This window comes from Sporofaciens sp. JLR.KK001 (genome assembly GCF_036941055.1).
Taxonomy (GTDB): Bacteria; Bacillota; Clostridia; order Lachnospirales; family Lachnospiraceae; genus Sporofaciens.
Map to the genome: position 1 here is coordinate 1 of NZ_JAYMNO010000004.1, position 16,373 is coordinate 16,373.

Consider the following 16,373-nt stretch of genomic DNA (forward strand, 5'->3'; position numbering starts at 1 on the left):
GTACTCTACCCCTTATTTTACACTAATCATACAATTATTTCCATAATTTGGCAAATTTTCTACATCATATCCGTATCTTTTCACATCACATCATAAAAAATATCTTAAATTTTCTCAAATGCCGTCAGTTTTTGACAACTCAATTGTCTTTATATATAGAACGATGCAAAAAAGGATGTGTAAACATGGACTGGATACAGGAATTAACATATAATGAATCCTTATGCTGTTCTCTGAATGCTTTCTTAGACCAGCATGGGCTTTCCGGGTTAGAAAAGGCCCTGCAGCTTTATTCAAACACACAGGCAGAATACATCTGCAAAACAAAGGCTACCGTTACCAAAATAAAAATGGATAACATCTACTACTTGGAAATACAGACACATACCATCACAATCCACACAGGACATGGAACATATCAAAAATATGGTTCCCTGGCAGATGAATTGAAATTCTTGGCACCATATGGATTTATCAGATGCCGGCAAAACTGCCTTGTCTCTTTGGAGAAGATCCATAGTATTTGCAACGATACCATTCATTTAACCAATCATATCCAGCTTCACATGAGCCAGCGCTATGCACCGAAGGTTCTGGCAGCATTTGCACGAAGCCGTGTTTCAAGATAAAACACGCTTTTATGCTGTTTTTAATGCAGATTGCAGGCTGATTTTATGTAATATTTAGAATTGGCACAGAATTGACATTCATTGGCACAGTTCTGCGATTGAAGCGTATATCCATGCGTGTTATAATTGATATTGGTTAAAGTTATACTTTTTTACAGCACCCTCGCCGGTGCTTTTTTTGTACCCCGTAAACCGATGATTGACCGCAGGCTGATACATAGGCTGTACGTACACTATGCATACCATTATTAAAAATCAGTACAATACGAGCACAACCCGTATACTGTACATACATCATATGTATATGATGCGTACATAGACGTACAGCTTATGTAAAGACCTGCCAATCCACGTAACAAAGGAGAACGTCATGAAATCAAGAAACCAAATTTACAGAGGGGAAGGTGAGCGTCTTCTAAAACTCATTACTACCTACCATGCGCTGCAGTACGAACAGGTACTGCAGTTTTTTATTCGTAACAGGGACTCCATGAAATCCCTGATTACAAGCCTGATCAAGCAGGGGCGTATCTACTATGACCAGGATAGAGACCTCCTATGTGACAGTTTGGAAGCTTCTGATTCCCCGGATTACGGCACAATTGCCGCCGTCTGGGTTCTTCTGGACTTCAAAGAGGCAGTTGTCTATCACACCAGCGGAGAATTTCCGGTAAAACTCCATTTTTTCTCGCAAAATGAAGCCTATGAGGTCATCTATGTCGGCTTAGAGCAGGAAATTCTGATCAATCATGTCCTGAATAGTCTTCCTGCAGATGATACAAACCGGCTGGTTATACTGGAATCTGAACAGCAGGCATCCCGTCTCTCTCTTGACGGGGTAACCGCTTACTGCCTGGTAAACCCAGATGGAACTGTAAACTATTATCAAAAACAACAGAAATGAGGTATTGTATGGACTCTATAACAATCTATCAGAGACTTCATAGTATCGAAAATGAAGTTGACAAACTCAGTAACACTATCTTTGCCCTAAAAAACACCGACATGGAAAAACATGGGGCAAATTATGAGAAACTAAGCACAGATGCCGCCCTTTGTGCAGAGCGGATCGCCTGCCGGTTAAGGAATCTCATACGGATTACGGATCTTACCGGAAAATCCGCTTATATGAAGGAAGCTGTAAACGCCCTGGGAATACAGGCTTCCTATGAAGATGGCATCCTTTCTGTCACATTGCCAGGACTATTTCCCAAAAGGAGAATCCGGAGCAGTACGGCATTTTTACATGATCCGCTGCACTATGCATTAAAGGAATTTTTTACAAATCATGATGTGGCTCCTTTTAAAGAATGTGTCATCTGCTTCTGTCTGGTCTACGACCAGAAACTGCCCCAACGCCGGATCAAGGATTACGACAACATGGAACTCAAACTGATTTTGGATGTTATCTCATCTTATGCGCTGTTTGATGACAGCGGATTATATTGCGACGACCACCATACTACAGAACTGGGTGAAACCGACCAGACAATCATCTATATCATGGAAAAAGATAAGTTTCCCGACTGGCTTGGGAACCACATGAAAACGAAAAATACCTTATCCGAAAACATGTGATTTTTGCAAATTTTGTGCCGATAACGGTAAATTTACCAGAAAGCCTGCATTTTTCCTGCAATTTGCTTCCAAGAGGAAATTTCCAAAATACCGAAGCAGGCTCTCTAAAGGTAAAAATACTACTAAAAACATTTTAAAGGAGATGCTATTTTGCTAAAACCAAATACCCAGAAATATAAACTGTTAGAAATGATCGGGATAAGCGGGGAATTTCCTGCCAGCCAATTATCCAGGCTGTTTGATACCCCGGCTTATACAGAGAAGATGATCACAGATTTGAAGGCAAACCATTTTATCCGGTGCCATTATAAGGATGGGCTGAGAGGCTACCGGCTGACAAAGCGTGCCAAGGAAATGTTGCTGTACTACAACCCTACCCGGTTTCATTGCTATCTGGATGGTAATGTGGAAACAAACAGTATCCGCAGTGAACCACAGCGAAGGATCCGACTTCATCAGAAAGCGCAGACCTATTTAACGCTCTCCCATACAGCAATCCCGTTTCTTCCTGATGAGAAACCGCCTGTCTTTTGTGGAGACCGACAAAATGCGGATACCATCTTATCAAGTCTCCCCTGTTTTTATTCTTCCAGGGAGATCAAGGAGCTTGGTGACGCAACTACAAAGATCAGGAATTCCCGAAGTGTTGGGAGTCTGCTGGCCGGACATTGTGTCTACTGTATTTACAATACAGGTTCCGCTGTTATGAAATGGGAATACCGGACAGAAGTGCGGCTGACTGCTTTCTTGCAGCATTACCTCAAAGGCTATCCGTATACCGGGCATCCCCCAATCCGGGCTATTATGTTTGGAGATACGATGGATGTCGCCCTACAGCTTATGACCAGTACCGGAGGGTCTCGTCGAGACTTGTTTATGCTGGATAAAGCTTTTGATTTCTTTCATTTTCTCCCAAACAGCGAGGAGGGCGAACCTATCCTGAAGCTGCTGGCAAATCCAGAGCTGCTTACAAAGTTAAACCAGCTTTTATTATCTGACCAAGAGAAACGCCGGGGAGACATTCCCATGGAACACGATGCGATTTCGCCGGATGGCTGCCCGACACTGCTCGCTTATGACTTTGATATGCAGAGAATCAACCGGTTCAATACGGGATTAAATGTATTAAAATTGTCCGGGAACGTGATCTGTTTTGATTTTCAGATTCCAGTTCTGGAGAAATATATGGGCGATAAGGTGCAATTCTCCAGTATTGACCTGTCCAAGTTCAGAAGGGAGTTTTTACATGAATTATAAATGGTGGAAACTCATTTTCGTGCTTCCGATCTTCCTCTGCATTTTATATGCTGGAGGCTATATCGCACAATTTATCTGTAACTACAAGATCTGGACCAGTGCCGGCAACTTCGCCGGTAACGGTTCCTACCCGAAAGCTCCCTCCTTGCACCCGATAGCATGCCTATCAGCACTGGCTCAGTTCCCATATAACCTGTATGGGATTTTTCTCTGCCTTCTTGCGCTCGGACTCTTAGTCTTTCTGCTGATGCGGATGGGCGTTGACCGGAACGGAGAGGTCTTTGATAAGGAGCGGAACTTGAATTATTCCCTGAAAGGAACCTATGGAACATCCGGATTTATGACGCCGGATGAAATGTACAAAGTGCTGGAGCTGACAGATCATGTAAAGAAAACCAAAGGGACGATCCTTGGAAAGCTGAACGGGAAGGCGGTCTGCCTTCCTTATGAAACACGTATGAACCGTAATATTGCCGTCTATGGTGCCAGCGGCTCTATGAAATCCAGGGCATTTGCCCGTAATATGATCTTCCAGTGTGTCGCACGCGGGAAAAATGGCGGAGTCGGGGAAAGCTTGATTATCACCGATCCCAAAAGTGAATTGTACGAAAGCATGGCTGGTTATCTGGAAAATGAGGGCTACACTGTGAGATGCTTTAACCTTGTAAACCCGGAGAACTCCGACGCATGGAACTGTCTGATGGAGATTGATGGTCAGGAGACTATGGCACAGGTTTTCTCCGATGTTATCATCCAAAATACGGGTTCTGCCAAAGGGGATCACTTCTGGGATAATGCGGAATTAAACCTGCTAAAGGCGCTGGTTCTCTATGTCGAGCAGGGATTCCCGCCAGAGTCCAAGAACATCGGGCAGGTATACAAATTACTGACACTCAGTTCGGAGAAGGAACTGAACAGCCTCTTTGACCTGCTTCCGGTGAGCCACCCGGCAAAAGTTCCTTACTGCATCTACAAGCAGGCAAGTGATACCGTGCGGTCCGGGGTAATTATCGGGCTTGGAGCCAGGCTTCAAGTGTTCCAGAATAAACTGATCCGGCAGATTACTTCCTATGATGAGATTGACCTAACACTGCCGGGGAAACAGAAATGCGCGTACTTCTGCATCACTTCCGACCAGGACAGCACTTTCGACTTCCTGTCATCGCTGTTTATGACCTTTGTGTTTATTAAACTGGTGCGGTTTGCAGATAAGCAGGGGATAGACGGGCATCTGCCGGTTCCGGTACATATCCTTGCAGATGAGCTGGCAAATACCGGGGCAATCTTGGAATTAAATAAGAAGATCTCGGTCTGTCGGTCCAGAGGCTTAAGTATTTCGTGCATTTTCCAAAACCTGCCTCAGATGCAGAACCGCTATCCCTTTAACCAGTGGCAGGAAATCATAGGGAATTGCGACACTCAGTTATTCTTAGGATGCACGGACGAAGTAACGGCTGAATTTATCAGTTCTCGTTCCGGAGACGTAACGGTGGGTGTCAGTTCGGAAGCGAAGCAGCTCAATACCTGGCGGGTGTCTGACTACTCTCCGGAGTACCGGAAAACCCAGTCCATCGGCAAGCGGAAGCTCCTGACGCCGGATGAGATCCTGCGGCTCCCGCTGGATACTGCACTTATTATTCTCAGGGGACAGAAAGTGCTCAAGGTACAGAAATACGACTACACACTGCATCCAGATGCCAAAAAGCTGGTGACGAGAAAGGCGGCAGAACATATCCCGAAATGGCAAGAAGAGGGAAAAACAGAAGAATATGATTATCTTCCCAAAGCGCCTCCGAAACCACGCAGGCAAAGGAATAGCTCTTCAGCTTCAGTTCCCCGCAAACCACCAGGACCAACGTCGCCTGCAATGCCGATACATGTAACCCAAGAGCATGTTTATCAGGAACCGCTAGATCCGGATTCTTCAGATAGGCCATCCGATAACCCATGGTCCGATAAACCGGAAATGGTTCCATTAGATAAAAATTCAATCATGTCATAGAAAAGGAGATCAATTATGCAAAACGAACAGAACACAATCACAAACGTACCTGTATTAACCCTGGATTCCGATGCTGTGCTGGAAACGGCCCAGTCAAAGGCAGACCTCATCTGGCACGAGATCCAGAATGCCTACCGCACAAAGAAGATCCTGACCGGGATGTTAGGCGGAATTGAAAAGACGGAGAATGGCAGCTTAATTGCTATCGTCTACTATAAGGACTTCCGTACCGTTATCCCGATTACGGAAATGATGATCAACCTGGTACAGGATGAATCACACGATTACGGTGACATTTCCCTTCGCCAAAACAAAGTCCTTAACAACATGCTCGGCTGTGAGATCGACTTTATTGTGAAGGGACTGGATGCCCAGTCAAGGAGCGTGGTTGCCAGCCGGAAAGAGGCTATGCTGAAGAAACGCCAGATCTTTTATCTCGACCGGGATGCGTCAGGCAATTCTAAGATTTATGAAGACCGTATCGTGCAGGCAAGGGTTGTCGCTGTGGCGGAAAAGGTTGTACGGGCGGAGATCTTTGGCGTGGAGACTTCCATCCTGGCACGCGACCTGTCCTTTGACTGGTTAGGGGACGCGCGGGAACGCTTCCATGTAGGCGAGCATATCCTGGTGCGTATTCTGTCCGTGACTGCTGAAAGCCTGGATAAGATCACAGTCAAGGCAGATGTCAAGAGCGTGGAAGGTAATACCAGCAAGGAGAACATGAAGAAATGCAAGATTCAGGGGAAATATGCCGGAACTGTGGAAGATATCCACAAGGGGACAGTATTTGTCCGGCTCTCTATTGGAGTCAATGCCATTGCTCATTCCTGCTATGACAGCCGGACGGTGGGAAAGAAGGATGAAGTTTCCTTTGTCGTGACTCATATTGATGAAGAGCGGAATGTGGCAGTAGGATTGATTTCCCGGATTATCCGACAGAATCTTTGATATCAAAATAAGGGGTTGTCGGGAAATGTGGTTTGTCTACAATATATTGCTATACGATATAATGAACCAGCAATTTATTGTAGAGATACAGTCATTTCCCGACAACCCCCTTTTATTAAATTATCTATTTATTCATGACGAATTTTTAACCCTCTCACCATACGTAGATATTATCATTTTGATATTGTCTAACAATCTTTTAAAAGAGCAAAAATCTATATTTTCATAATTTTTCATTATGTATTTCGAAAACGTATCTTTACCGTAGTATAAATTTATATCATATTTATCATCTTTCGAAAAATGTTTTCCATTGATCTCTGTATTCAGAGTCGCTTCATCAAATAAATCTTCAATATCACTTATTTCTTTTTGAGGGACAGCAGGAGTAACCAAAAGGAACAAATTATCAGTTAAAATAATTCTTTCTTCTTTAGCCAATTCCTTTTTCTGAGAATCATTCAATTTAACTAATTTATCATTTATAAATTTATATACAGGTCTTTCTTTAGAATTCAATTCATTGTCAAATAACAAAATTACAGCATTACTAGGCTTCCCACCCCCTTCCCTCAGTTGTTTAAATACTTTCAAATAATTGGGATAATTTTTATCTCCTTTATCTAAATAGTACTGGTATATGTTTTTCATTGTATCTGCGCCATCTGTTCTAATATTTAGAAAATATTCCAAACGTTTTGTTTTTCTCAAAAAGGAAATTTTATATTCAAACTGCCCTTTTTCATTTTTGATTTCAATTGGGGATACTCTTTGTATAAATTTTTCAATGCTGCCTTTATATAGACAATATCTGTTTTGCCCTCTGTTACAATAAGCGGCTTAGGATTTGAAAAGAAATATTTATAAAACAAAAATTGTTTATACTGTTTTTCTCTTCCATTAAGCTTATAGAAACTATGATTTTCTGAATCTAGAATATTATTATAACGTACTGCTTGATTAATAAAAGAAAATCGTCCTTCTAACTGATGTATCGTCCCTTCATCTCCATTAATTTGAAAAACACCTTTTTTATATAATTCATGTGCCATTGCTCTTGTTTCTTTATAATAGTCCCTATTCACATTAATTCTTTTATTGACTACAAGACCTGTTACTTCTTGACGAGAATCTTTATAAAATAATCTTGTCTTTTTTGTATTTATTATAAAGCCTGCTTTCTCGATTTCCTGTAATAACTCCTGATAAAACTCTTTATACCTTTCAATGAATTTCTTATCATTTGTTGAAAAGGTTAAATCATCAGCATACCGTGTATAATTTAATTTGTACTTTTTTGCTAATTTAGCTATCCTTATATCGAATATATTACAAATCATATTAGTTATTATTGGAGAACTAGGCGCCCCTTGTGGTAATTTCCCATTATAACAAACTAATTGTGCCAAAACCGTTGACACTTCTTTGGATAACTGAAAATTTATATTTTTTTGAAAAAAACCTCTTACTCGATCAAAATGAAAACAATCAAAAAAATTTTCCAAGTCGATATTCATTACATACTTTTTATCTCTATGTACTTTTGCATTAGTTAAAATACTTTTTCCTTTTTCAAAACCATGTGAAATGATGGGATTTATGTTGTTCTTTTTCCAAATCTCTTTTTGATATTTCCAAAGAGCATCTCCAATTTTACGTTGAATATTTTTCAGATCACGATACGGTGCATAAATATGTCGAACTCCACCATTTTTTTTAGATATATCAAATGAAGTATAATAATTATCAATTTTTTTCACATATAAAATATATGTCAATTTTTTTCGTGGAACAGCCAAAAAATCTGCCAATTCGTTCCTATTCTTTATTTCGTTTATCATTTGCATATTATTCACCCAAATAACGCGTGATTACTCATTATGCGATGCATAGACCATAATATATTATAATCAAGGTCAAAAGAGATTAAGAGTGTGCATATCCTCCCACCATTTCTATCAATACTTGCGAAACACAAGTCCATAATCTAACCACGCGTTAATATTTAGTCTACTATATTTTACACTTCTTTTCAATATTCTTTAATACTATTTATCGCAGTCATTCCTGAACATCTATTAAATTTTTCATAAGCATTTATTTCACCAACGAACTTCTAAATTAAAGTAGCAAAATTTTCTCTATTAGTTCCATATGCGGTCTGTCAGGATTCTTCTGATAGACATTTACATGGTTCAGATCCCCGCACCGGTCTGTAAATGCCGGAAACAGGAATCCACAATCTGGTTCTCCCGGCTCATATTCACCGGAAAGCGGACAGATTACGCAGATCAGATATTCAAACACTTCCTCCGATTCTCCCAGCCGTTCTTTATCCGACGCTTTCGCCGGAATATCGTAGCGATCATGAAATATCAGGATGGCATATTCGGAATCTGCGTGGTAACGCTCCATCACCACATCGTAAAAGGTATCCATCAATGTATCATTTTTCAGCCCGCATTCCTTCATGGCCATAAGTAACTGCCACATGCTTCCCGGCTTCTGCGCTTTCGGTGCGAACTCATATTTTTTCAGATTCTTATTCGTATCAGAAAACGGCGCTGTTTTTGCCAGTTTCAGATTCTTCGCTCTGTCGGAACCGGACAGCTTCAGGAAATTAGTATTAAAGCTTCCGTCAAACTCCCCGTCCCGGTCTATGTAGCACCCGGCAATCCTCGTCATGGATGTCCGGGCCGGCGTCATCCGCCTGGTCAGTTCCAGCATATCTTCCCTATTGATCATTTTGGTCTCCCCTCATAAATTAATTTATTCTACCAACTCCGGATAAGGCCAGTCCAGAATCCCGCCGAACTCCAGAACATTTTCGTATCCCATATCTACAAGCTTTTGTGCCGCCTGTTTGCTTCGGTTCCCACTCCGGCAGTATACCAGAATGTGCTGACCTTTATCCGGCAGTATATCCGGTTCACTTAAAATATCTTCGTTCGGCAGGCATACGGCGTTTTTGATATGTCCGGAATCATATTCCTCCTGCGTCCGGACATCCAGAATAATCACATCCGCCTCTTTATCCATTCTCTCTTTTGCCTCCTGTGGGCTAATCTGCTCATAAGTCATCATTGCTTCCTCCTGCTTCTGATCCTTATGAGCTTCCATCATATCCAAAATTGCCTCCACGGTCTGCGCTTGCTGTTTCTCCCGGCTGATCTCTGCAGTATAGTCGCCCTTTTGCTCCCCATAATTTCCAAACTGTGCATGGTTTCCGCCTTCTATACAGATTTCTGTATAATCTGCAGGCATATACGAATTTCCTTCTTCCACCTTCTCCATATTCAGGACACCATCCTCACTTCCATAGAGCGACAGAACAGAAAAAGAATCTGACTTCAGGCTTTTCGTTGGATATGCTGCCAAAAGCACCAGACCATTAAGACTCTCCAGATGTCCGGACGCATAGGATGCCGCCATTGCCCCGCCCAGAGAATGCCCGGAGAGATACCAGTGATCGTACTCATAAGAATCCATAATCTTTTCAGCTTTATTCTGCCCGAAAAACGCAAGTTTACACGGCATCTTGATAAGAAAACAGTCGATTCCCCGCTCTGCCAAGTCATTCAATAATGGAAGATATGCGGTATATTCCACCTTCGCTCCTGGATAGAAAATCAATGCCGTATCGTTTCCCGATCCATCCAGATATAATCCGTCTGAAATCTCCGTCATCAATACGGAGTCTTTTTTCTGCAAATATTCCTGTACATTCTCATCTGTATGATAGTAGTCATTTACATACCAGATACCAATGATTGCGATTAAGAGAAAACCTATTATCGGAATAATTACTCTTTTCTTCCATCTCATATTTTTCATGCTAATCCTTTCCTGTTCACTTTGTAACTCCATTATTTATATCTGATTACAGGCACCTGTTTCCACTTTTTCCCGCATTCTCTTCTTTCCAATGCAAAAACCATATCTCCTGTGCGTTCAAAATAACCGATATCCAGTTTCCAGCTCATTCCGCATTTGCAATGCTTCAGTCCAATAAACTGCTGTTTCATCATTCTTCCGCAATTTGGGCAGATCCTCTTATTGTTTTCCACTGTATCTTTCCCTCCTGCATCTTTCTTCTTATATTATATCCTTCTTTTTTATCCCGCGCAATCATTCCTCCACCCGTTCCCCATTCTCCAGTACCGGTGCATAGATTCCGATGACTTCCAGTTCGTCTCCGTCCCGTCCATCAATCTGTACATAATAATCCCTTATGTAATGGGAAATATAATGTTCCTGCAGGGAGTAAAGCTCCAGCGTCTGAAAATCCACCAGGCATACATCCTTTGCCCCCGATTCCTTCCCCTCCTCGCTATAACTATCCATGACCTCCAGCAGCTTATCCAGACAGGTCTGGCACAAATGGCTTTGCACCTTCTTCACGTCAAAGATGCTGTTCTCGCCATATTCTACCGTTACTTCTGAGATACCCCGTTCCGGATTCCGGTCCGTCCGGAAGCTGCAGGCTCCTTTGGCACCAACAGTCCAGCCGGAACCGCCTCCGCCCATCCCGTCCAGATCCCGGATCTGCATATCCATCACATACCAGTCATTGACACAGATCACTCCCAGGTCGTCCCTTCCCCGGAACATGCTCATCAGACTCCGGTTATGGTTCCCGCATAGATAACACTCTGCCGGATCAGCCAGCGTACTGTCTGCCGGAGACTGTTCCTGCCTTTCCCATGTCCTCCTTGTTTCCTGTTCTTCAGCCAGGAATTCCTGCCTCTTAAACCCTGCTAAAACTCCTCCAAAATACATCCCTGCAGTAAAACACAGGATGCCGATTCCAAATACTGTCTTGTTTCTGCTCATACTCCCTCCTTGATTCTAATAGATATAGTCCCAACGCTATTAGAATCAGTATAGCAAACATAGACCGTATTTTCATCATATACTACTTGATTTCTATATTTTTCCAGTATTATACTGCGCATCAATTAAATATTCAAAAAAATAACCCGTACACTTGCACAGGCTATTTTCTCTCTTCCTCAATTAGAAAGTCCAGAATCCGCAGGATCTTATCCTGTTTCTCTTTTGGAAGACTCTGAAGCTTTTCCTCCAACTTTGTGCACCGCGCCTTCCGCCCGACACGCAGCACGTCCAGCATTACATCATCCGCTGATACCTCCAGGGCATTGATGATTTTGACAAGGGTAGCAAGCTTCGGTGTTTTCACTTCCCGTTCAATCGCCCCAAGATAGTTCCAGCTGATCCCCACGCGCTCTGCCAGCGCTTCCTGCGTCATTCCTGCCTTCTCCCGGCATTTTTGGATCCGTTTCCCTAATCCCTGCATCTGTTCGACCTCCATTTTCAGCCAACGCTAAAAGCGTGTATACCATTTCTATCAGTATATTTGTTCCCGGAATCCGCAAACAGTATCCAACAGAGTTTGTACCAACGCTTTTGGAACATGCTATAAAAATGGCACAATAATTTCTTAAACTGGCACGGTTGTGCGATTTACACCGTAAAAGTCATATGTTAAAATTGATATTGTCAAAATTATGTGCAGAAACAGCGCAGCAGTATCGGGGGCATTGCCTCATCCCTGGATATTGGCTGCGTTTTTTGCTGCAGGGAGGTGAAAATAGACTTACAACTTCATATGGAACCATAAGAAGCAGCCTGTATTGACCGGGCTGCTTTTTACATTATTATATGCAGGAGAATACGCCAGTGACGCATTCTCTGCATTGCCGGGAAATCCGGCCAGAGGCAGGAAACCTTCCTGAAACAGGAATAACATCCTTTTAATAAAGGATGCAGTTTTTCCGTTCCTGATCGAACGGCAGATTGCAGGAATCCTGATTTCAGGTATTAACCATAGGCAGGGCAGACACAAAGTCTCCCTGCCTGATTCAGAATAAGGAGACAACACTGATATGAGACAACACAAAGTCAAGGAAACACCGCCGAATCCAAAATCATTCATGAAACGCTTTCATCGTCCGCATGGTGAAAAACGCCATATCGACTACATGAAATACCTCTATACGGCGGCCCTTTTATTTACGCTCTTAGCCTGCAGCGTACAGCCGGTCATGGCGGCAAACGTGTGGGATAAGGCGAAGGAGATCATGAAGGATGTTTACAACCAGATCGTCCTGATCTCCACCATTGCCGCCGTAGTGACTGCATCTGTCGCTTTGCTGATGATGAACTTCTCTAAATCCGGCAAGACCGTGGATGAGTCCCGCGCATGGCTCAAACGGATCATCATCACCTGGGCAATCCTAAACGGGCTTGGATTCATCATGGCCTACATCACCCCGTTCTTCGCGGGCGGCCAGTGGAATGGCTAGGATAAGAAGGGAGGCATCCGCATGAAGATCTTAGACGGAATCGTGGAATGGATCGCAGAGCAGGTTATGAACATCCTGGATCTCATCACCACTTCAGTATTGGGCGCACTGGGCTGTTCCATGGATACCTTCCTCCGCTACTTCCCGGCAGCCGAGAGCATGTACCAGATCTTTCTGGCCCTGGCCATCGGACTCATCCTCTTAAACTGGGTCTGGCAGCTCTTTAAAAATTATTTTGCAGGGGCAGGGGTGGAGGCGGAGGATCCGCTGAAATTATCCATGCGGACCTTCCTCTTCCTGTTCCTGACTTTTTATGCAAAGGATATTGTGGACCTGCTTTTGAATATCGCGGGAACGCCTTACAGCTGGATCTTGACTGACGACCTGCCCTCCTTAAAGTTTGCAGACTTTAACTCAGTCATTACCGTTATCTTAGGAGTCTGTGCAAACGGGGCGGTGGCTCTGATTGCTTTAATCCTGGTGCTGATCCTGGCGTGGAATTACATCAAACTCCTCTTTGAAGCGGCGGAACGGTACATCCTTTTAGGGGTTCTGGTTTTTACGGCTCCGGTTGCCTTTGCCACAGGTGCTTCCCAGTCCACCGGAAACATTTTCAAGAGCTGGTGCCGGATGCTCGGAGGACAGTTCTTCCTATTATTAATGAACGCCTGGTGTTTGAGGCTGTTCACCTCCATGGTCGGCACCTTCCTTGCGAACCCGCTGTCCATCTGATGAAAGGAGAAGATGATGAAACATAAGAAACAACTATTGTATATAATCCTGCTGGTCGCCTGTATGGTACTGCTTTTCTCCATGCCAGTCTTTGCCTCAGAGCTGACGGAAGCTGATGTCGAGCAGGCGGTAGCAGACCAGGGAAAGGAAGCCGTGACCGGAAATGTCTTCATCTGGTTCCTGTGCGCCATTGCCTTTCTAAAGGTCAGCCAAAAGATTGACTCCTTCATGGCAAGCCTCGGCATCAATGTGGGGAATACAGGCGGAAACATGATGGCGGAGCTTCTGATTGCCGGTCGGAGTCTGACCGGGGCCATGCACTTAAAGGGCGGCGGAAGCAGCGGAGGCAGCGGATACCGGAAATCCGTTTCTCCGGGTGATGCAGCCGTAGGGGGGAATTTCCTGTCTGGCGGGCTCGCCGGGTCTGTGGGAAGGCAGACCGAACGGAGCGCTGTCAATCATGTGACTGGATATACGGAACACTCCAGTATCGGAAGCGCCATGTACCATTCTTCCTTAAATAAGGGCGGGGACTTCGCTAACAACGTCATCAGCAACATCGCCCAGGGAGATTACAGCCAGGTCGGCTCCATCAAAGGGGAAGAGGCAGAGAAAGCGTTCATTTCCTATATGGGCATCAATGCGGGTACAATCCAGCCTAATACAAATCAGACAAATACCGGCCATAATGGAACAAACCAGACTGGTTTCGATTGTGGCGGTACGAACCCGGCTGATCCCATCCAGCCAATCCCATCATACACCAACATCGAGATTGGCGGCGGACGGATCACCGGGACAGAAACAAACGCAGATTCCGGGAGCCGGGATTTTGCACTCTACCACGCTGACCAGTATATGGCTCCCTCACCGGGGACATTCGATACCGTGCAGTCGGTTGACGGCGCTACCTGGTACAAGCAGTACGCCCAACCAGCCGTCAATAAAACGCCTTATGAAACGGAGGATGGAAAAGTTGCCTACCACGAATCCATTGTCCAGAAACTTCCGCAGGCTCCTCAGAGAAAGGAGCGCATCTAATTGGCAGAACGGCAGAGCAGTTTGTCTGAAGCAGCCGGTGTAGGCACGGCTGTCTCTGATCTGCTAAGATTGAAACAGGCGGCTCCATTTGCAAAGGCTGTAAAAGGCGGAGTCGGCGGCGCTGCAGGTGCTGCAATCGGCATGGCTCTTTCGTATAAGGAAGAAATCAAAAAATCTGCCATCGCCATTACTGCAGCACTGATGCTGCCGGTATTGTTCCTGACCATGCTCCCCGGACTTACCTTCGGGGACTTATCGGAGAACTCCGGCGTATTAAACAGCGGCACCCTGATCCATGAGAACCTGCAGAAAGCAAACCAGGCAATCGTGGAGGTTTTAATGGAATGCCACGATGAGGTGCTGGCGGAAATCCAAAAGGAAGCATCCAAAGTTCCGGAAGGAGATACCATATCCATCACCGATCCTTATGCCGCTTCCATTTCCGTCAATTCCAACCTGCTGATCGCGCAGTTCTGTGCCAGCAGGGAAAGTTACAAAGAAATAAATATAAAAGAGCTTCAGAAGGTCATCCGGGAAAATAAGGATGATCTTTTTTCTTATGATGTCTCAACGGAGACTGTCACCATGGAAGTTAAAGTTGACGCAGGTGCAGAAGGCGAGTCCGGGAATGGAAGTACCGGAGATGGTGCAACCGCAGGAAACACTAATGCAGCACCCCAGACCAAAACAGTCACGTTTACGCGCCACAATTATGTTGTGAAATATGCCGGTGATACCTATTTTGCAGACCACGTCTTCCATCTGACGGACAAACAGAAAGAGCTGGCTGAAGCCTATGCGGAAAACCTTGAACTCTTTTTCGGCTCATCTGCTTCCGGGGTTGCCACTGCCAATGTATCCGAAGAGGTACTGGCTTACCGGGCAACGGTAGAACGGATTGCCGCTAAATATGGCATGAGCCAGTATGTGGAATTGATCCTGGCAGTCATGATGCAGGAATCCGGAGGCCGGGGAACCGATGTCATGCAGGCATCGGAAAGCGGTTATAACCAGAAGTATTCCCATTCGCCGGGCAGCATTACGGATCCGGAATACAGCATTGAGTGCGGGATTCAGGCATTGAAACACGTCCTCACCAAAGCCGGATGTACCGGGCCGACAGACCTGGACCGGATCAAGCTGGCGCTTCAGGGGTATAATTACGGCTCCGGCTATATTGACTGGGCGATGGCAAGGGACGGCGGGTACACCAAGGAAAATGCCATTGCATACTCCGATATGATGTGCGCCCGTCCGGGATGGCATTATTCTGTCTATGGCGACAAGGAGTATGTGGAACACGTCCTTCGCTATTATATCGTCACTTCTACAGGCGGCACCTATCCGGCAAACGGAATGCAGATTCCCCATTACCTGCAGACGGATTACGGGAATATCCCTTACGGCGGAGGCTCCATTGCTTCCAGCGGATGCGGCCCTACCAGTTTTGCCATGATCGCAAGTTACCTGACAGGAACAACGATTACCCCTGTAGACGCGGTTTCCTGGTGCGGGAATTCCTATTATAAACCAGGCGTGGGAACCTACTGGTCTTATTTCGGGGCGGCGGCATCCCATTTCGGATGCGGTTCCGTTATCCAGACTACGGATGCAAATGCTGTTTTAAAGGCATTATCCGAGGGACATCCCGTCATCAGTTCACAACGGGCGGGGCTATTTACAAGCGGCGGGCATTTCATCGTCCTCCGGGGAGTCACTGTTAATGGAAAGGTTCTGGTGAACGATCCCAATGACAGCGCTTCCAAGAACTATATCAACCGGGAATTTGACATGATGTCCGAAGTCCATGCTACCTCTAACGCATACTGGATTTTTGACAAGAAATAGAAAGGAGAACCT

General features: G+C 44.7%; 17 protein-coding genes. 10 read left to right on the forward strand and 7 right to left on the reverse strand.

Features of this window, described 5'->3' with window-relative positions:
* Positions 1-185: 185 nt before the first annotated feature.
* The 6 genes from VSQ62_RS31840 to VSQ62_RS31865 all read left to right on the forward strand — a co-directional run bounded on the left by VSQ62_RS31840 (position 186) and on the right by VSQ62_RS31865 (position 6,414).
* Complete coding sequence (locus tag VSQ62_RS31840; protein WP_285825178.1) at positions 186-629, forward strand: LytR/AlgR family response regulator transcription factor; 444 nt, start codon at positions 186-188, stop codon at positions 627-629.
* Positions 630-999: 370 nt separating this feature from the next.
* On the forward strand, positions 1,000-1,533 hold the full coding sequence (locus tag VSQ62_RS31845) for a DUF5697 family protein (RefSeq protein WP_285825177.1): 534 nt from the start codon (positions 1,000-1,002) through the stop codon (positions 1,531-1,533).
* A gap of 8 nt (positions 1,534-1,541) precedes the next feature.
* Positions 1,542-2,207 (forward strand): DUF6100 family protein, encoded by a 666-nt coding sequence (locus tag VSQ62_RS31850; protein ID WP_285825176.1) that lies wholly within the window; start codon positions 1,542-1,544, stop codon positions 2,205-2,207.
* A gap of 150 nt (positions 2,208-2,357) precedes the next feature.
* The gene (locus tag VSQ62_RS31855; protein WP_285825175.1) at positions 2,358-3,464 is read left to right on the forward strand and encodes a hypothetical protein; all 1,107 of its coding nucleotides are present in this window, start codon (positions 2,358-2,360) and stop codon (positions 3,462-3,464) included.
* The gene (locus VSQ62_RS31860) at positions 3,454-5,466 is read left to right on the forward strand and encodes a VirD4-like conjugal transfer protein, CD1115 family (RefSeq protein ID WP_285825174.1); all 2,013 of its coding nucleotides are present in this window, start codon (positions 3,454-3,456) and stop codon (positions 5,464-5,466) included. The genes VSQ62_RS31855 and VSQ62_RS31860 overlap by 11 nt, the downstream gene beginning before the upstream one ends.
* Positions 5,467-5,481: 15 nt before the next feature.
* Positions 5,482-6,414, forward strand: coding sequence for an RNA-binding protein (locus tag VSQ62_RS31865; RefSeq protein WP_285825173.1), 933 nt, complete (start codon positions 5,482-5,484; stop codon positions 6,412-6,414).
* Between the two features lie 132 nt (positions 6,415-6,546).
* On the opposite strand, the gene VSQ62_RS31870 is transcribed toward VSQ62_RS31865, so the two are convergent.
* The 7 genes from VSQ62_RS31870 to VSQ62_RS31900 all read right to left on the reverse strand — a co-directional run bounded on the left by VSQ62_RS31870 (position 6,547) and on the right by VSQ62_RS31900 (position 11,731).
* Positions 6,547-7,107 (reverse strand): hypothetical protein, encoded by a 561-nt coding sequence (locus VSQ62_RS31870; RefSeq protein WP_334638738.1) that lies wholly within the window; start codon positions 7,105-7,107, stop codon positions 6,547-6,549.
* Between the two features lie 14 nt (positions 7,108-7,121).
* Positions 7,122-8,261, reverse strand: a complete 1,140-nt coding sequence (locus VSQ62_RS31875; RefSeq protein WP_334638739.1) for a retron Ec67 family RNA-directed DNA polymerase/endonuclease — start codon at positions 8,259-8,261, stop codon at positions 7,122-7,124.
* Between the two features lie 274 nt (positions 8,262-8,535).
* Complete coding sequence (locus VSQ62_RS31880) at positions 8,536-9,159, reverse strand: DUF4317 family protein (protein ID WP_285825171.1); 624 nt, start codon at positions 9,157-9,159, stop codon at positions 8,536-8,538.
* 24 nt (positions 9,160-9,183) lie between these two features.
* The gene (locus tag VSQ62_RS31885) at positions 9,184-10,248 is read right to left on the reverse strand and encodes an alpha/beta fold hydrolase (protein ID WP_285825170.1); all 1,065 of its coding nucleotides are present in this window, start codon (positions 10,246-10,248) and stop codon (positions 9,184-9,186) included.
* Positions 10,249-10,280: 32 nt separating this feature from the next.
* Positions 10,281-10,481, reverse strand: a complete 201-nt coding sequence (locus VSQ62_RS31890; protein WP_334638740.1) for a hypothetical protein — start codon at positions 10,479-10,481, stop codon at positions 10,281-10,283.
* 61 nt (positions 10,482-10,542) lie between these two features.
* Complete coding sequence (locus VSQ62_RS31895) at positions 10,543-11,247, reverse strand: hypothetical protein (RefSeq protein WP_285825169.1); 705 nt, start codon at positions 11,245-11,247, stop codon at positions 10,543-10,545.
* Between the two features lie 163 nt (positions 11,248-11,410).
* Positions 11,411-11,731 (reverse strand): helix-turn-helix domain-containing protein, encoded by a 321-nt coding sequence (locus VSQ62_RS31900; protein WP_285825168.1) that lies wholly within the window; start codon positions 11,729-11,731, stop codon positions 11,411-11,413.
* Positions 11,732-12,320: 589 nt separating this feature from the next.
* Here VSQ62_RS31900 and VSQ62_RS31905 point away from each other — a divergent pair.
* The 4 genes from VSQ62_RS31905 to VSQ62_RS31920 are packed head-to-tail and all read left to right on the forward strand — an operon-like array spanning position 12,321 to position 16,361.
* Positions 12,321-12,740, forward strand: a complete 420-nt coding sequence (locus VSQ62_RS31905) for a fimbrial protein (protein WP_285825167.1) — start codon at positions 12,321-12,323, stop codon at positions 12,738-12,740.
* A 21-nt stretch (positions 12,741-12,761) separates the two neighbouring features.
* Positions 12,762-13,472, forward strand: a complete 711-nt coding sequence (locus tag VSQ62_RS31910) for a hypothetical protein (protein ID WP_125129181.1) — start codon at positions 12,762-12,764, stop codon at positions 13,470-13,472.
* 15 nt (positions 13,473-13,487) lie between these two features.
* A complete protein-coding gene (locus tag VSQ62_RS31915) occupies positions 13,488-14,513 on the forward strand; it encodes a hypothetical protein (RefSeq protein WP_285825180.1) in 1,026 nt (341 codons plus the stop codon).
* The gene (locus tag VSQ62_RS31920; RefSeq protein ID WP_334638741.1) at positions 14,514-16,361 is read left to right on the forward strand and encodes a lysozyme family protein; all 1,848 of its coding nucleotides are present in this window, start codon (positions 14,514-14,516) and stop codon (positions 16,359-16,361) included.
* The last annotated feature ends 12 nt before the right edge of the window (positions 16,362-16,373 follow it).